Source organism: Pseudonocardia xishanensis, assembly GCF_039541715.1.
GTDB classification, from domain to species: Bacteria; Actinomycetota; Actinomycetes; order Mycobacteriales; family Pseudonocardiaceae; genus Pseudonocardia; species Pseudonocardia xishanensis.
Map to the genome: position 1 here is coordinate 1 of NZ_BAABGT010000051.1, position 2,734 is coordinate 2,734.

At 71.0% G+C, this 2,734-nt stretch carries 2 protein-coding genes; both read right to left on the reverse strand.

What is annotated here, in order from left to right; genetic code table 11:
* Positions 1–627 precede the first annotated feature (627 nt).
* Positions 628–1,683, reverse strand: a complete 1,056-nt coding sequence (locus ABD993_RS19090; RefSeq protein WP_345420009.1) for a maleylacetate reductase — start codon at positions 1,681–1,683, stop codon at positions 628–630.
* A complete protein-coding gene (locus ABD993_RS19095; protein WP_345420011.1) occupies positions 1,680–2,573 on the reverse strand; it encodes a dioxygenase family protein in 894 nt (297 codons plus the stop codon). The genes ABD993_RS19090 and ABD993_RS19095 overlap by 4 nt, the downstream gene beginning before the upstream one ends.
* Between the last annotated feature and the right edge of the window lie 161 nt (positions 2,574–2,734).

The following is a 2,734-nucleotide window of genomic DNA, read 5'->3' on the forward strand; positions in this document are numbered from 1 at the left end:
GCTGGCCGAGACACTCCTCGAGGAGTACCACCCTCACCGCAGGCCTTCTCGGGACCACAGGCGCGAATGCGGCTCCGAAACGGTGCAGGATGAGCCTTCGGCATGATCGACCCGTCCCAGCGTGTCCCCACCACATTGCGCCGAGCGGCGGCGTGAGGAGGACGGGGATGGTTCGCGTCATCGGGATGGCCTCGTGAACCGCGGCGGGCGTGGTTGGCCTGCTGGCCGCGGGGCTCGGGATGGTGTGGGCGATCCGGCGCCTGCGCAGCAGCGCCCGGTTCGCCCGTGAGCTGTAGCCCGTGTCGGCCAGCACCGACACGCAGGGCACCAGCCGACGCCCAATTCCGATCGCGTAACAGGACGGGGGTGCCGCGACCACTCGCACGTCGGTCCCGAATCGGCACGGGCGATCGCCTCGATGGTGTTCGGGATACTCGATGGTGACCGACCGGCCGGCCGGGTGCGCCGGCCGGCCCAGCTCCGAGCCGCCGTCACCGGCCGACCGGGACGTCGCCACCACCGGTCCAGGTGTAGACATCGTCGTCCTCCGGATGCTCGCTACCCGGCCGGCCCGGGTCCGGGTTCGGCCCGCTCGAGGTCCGGAGCTCCTGATCCTATGCCGCTGCTTCAGGCGATGGTCGGTTCATCTCCCCGCAGCGCCCCTTCGAGCACTGTACGGATCACGTCGGCGGTCAGCGGTCGTGGGTTCGCGTACGGAGAGGCGAGCGCGAGGTCGGTGGCGCGGTCCAGGTCCGTCGACCGCAGACCGAGCTCCGCGAGGGAGCCGGGACCGCCGAGGGTCGTCACCAGCGAGTGCAGGCCTCTGGCGGGATCCCGCATGTCGAGCGCCTCGCGGAGCGTGTGCAGCGCGGGCGCGGCGTGCCCGGCGTTGAACGCGATGACGTGGGGGAGGACGACGGTGTGTGTCTCCGCGTGGGGCAGGCCGAAGGAGCCGCCGAGAACGTGGCACAGCTTGTGGTGCAGCGACATCGTCGTGGAGTCCAGGCACATGCCGCTCAACCATGCCCCGTACAGCGCCTCGGTCACGAGCTCCGTCAGCTCCGTCTTTCCTGCGCCTCGCAAGGCACGGCCGATGGCCGCGGCCCCTTCGCGGGCGTAGAGGTCGGTGAGGGGGGTGCGGTCCGGCGCCCAGAGCGCCTCGACGGCGTGGGCCAGGGCGTTGACGGCGCTGGGCACCGCGGTCGCGACCGGAAGCGTCGCCAGTAGGTCCGGGTCGTAGAGCACGATGCGCGGCGCGGCGGCTTCGTCGCGCCCGGTCTGCTTCACCCCCGCTGTGGTCATGCCCCACACCCGGGTCATCTCGGATCCCGACAGGGTCGTCGGCGCGGCCAGTATCGGGATGCGCCGGTGGAGCGCCACGACCTTGGCCAGACCGGTCGCCGAGCCTCCCCCGACGGCGACGCACGCATCGACGTCGAGGGCATCCCCCTGGGCCTGCACGAACCGTGCTTGTTCGGCCGGCACGTGCATGCGGGGGGCCGACACCGTGGCCGCCACCCGCTCGCCGAGCAGCGCGCTCACCCGATCGGCATGGCGCGGGCTGCCGATGAGCAGCACGCGCTGTGCCCCGAGTCGTTCGACCTCGTCGCCGATCGCGTCGAGCGCACCGCGGCGGAAGACGACACGGACCGCTCGCTGGTCGTGGACGAACTGCCGGGTCATCGGGCGGACCGCAGCCGCAGCTCGACGTGCGTGTGACGGAAGGGCACCGGCATCGCATGCTCGGCCACCATGTCGCCGTCCCGCACGACCGCGAAGTCGACGACCAGGCTCTCCTTGACGCCGAAAACCGCATCGGAGTCCAGGTAGGGCGAACCGGCGACGAAGATGTGCGTGGTCAACGGGGCGTACCCGACCGCGCCGGCGATGAAGTGGATGTGGGCCGGCCGGTTCGGGTGGCGGCGGGTTGCCGCGAGCAGCTCGCCGACCGGTCCGTCCTGCGGGATCGGGTACGGCGCGGGCATGATGGTGCGGAACCGGAACCGCCCGTCCTCGTCGCAGGTGAACAGCCCCCGCAGGTTGCCCTGGGGTACCCGGTCGGGTAGCTGGACATCGTAGAAGCCCTGGTCGTCGGCTTGCCAGACATCGATCGTCGCGCCGGGCAGCGGAGAGCCGTCGTCGCCGAGGACCTGGCCGGTGACCAGGGTCTGCTCCCCACTGCGCCCCTGCGCAATGTCCTCGCCGAGCTGCCGGGGCGGAGAGTCGACCATGTGGAAGGGACCCAGGACGGTGGACTCGGTCGCCGACCCGGAGGCCCGGTTGGTGATGGTGTCGACCAGCATCGACATACCCAGGACGTCCGACAGAAGCACGAACTCCTGGCGTACGTCGTCGCATTTCTGCCCGGTGCGGGTCAGGAAGTCGATCGCCGCGTCGAGCTCCGGCTGGCTGAGGTCCACCTCCTTGGCGAAGGCGTGCAGGTGGCGCACCAGGCTCTGCAGGACCTCGCGGAGCCGTGCGTCGGGGGTGGCGTCGAAGGACCGAGTGACGACCTGCTCCGACCGCTCCTCGGAGAACAGGACCACGTCGTCGCTGCTGCGGACTGATGGCAATGCGGGTGACCTCCTTGTCGGGTGCCGAGTTTGAGACGGTGCGGTAGGCGCGGGGGACCGGATCCAGCGTGGCGGGCGGGCGCCTGGTCGGCCCGCTGCGGTCAGGTCTCTTCAGGCCCTGGGTACGAGGTTCATGTAGAGCCAGGTGTGGTCGGGGGCCA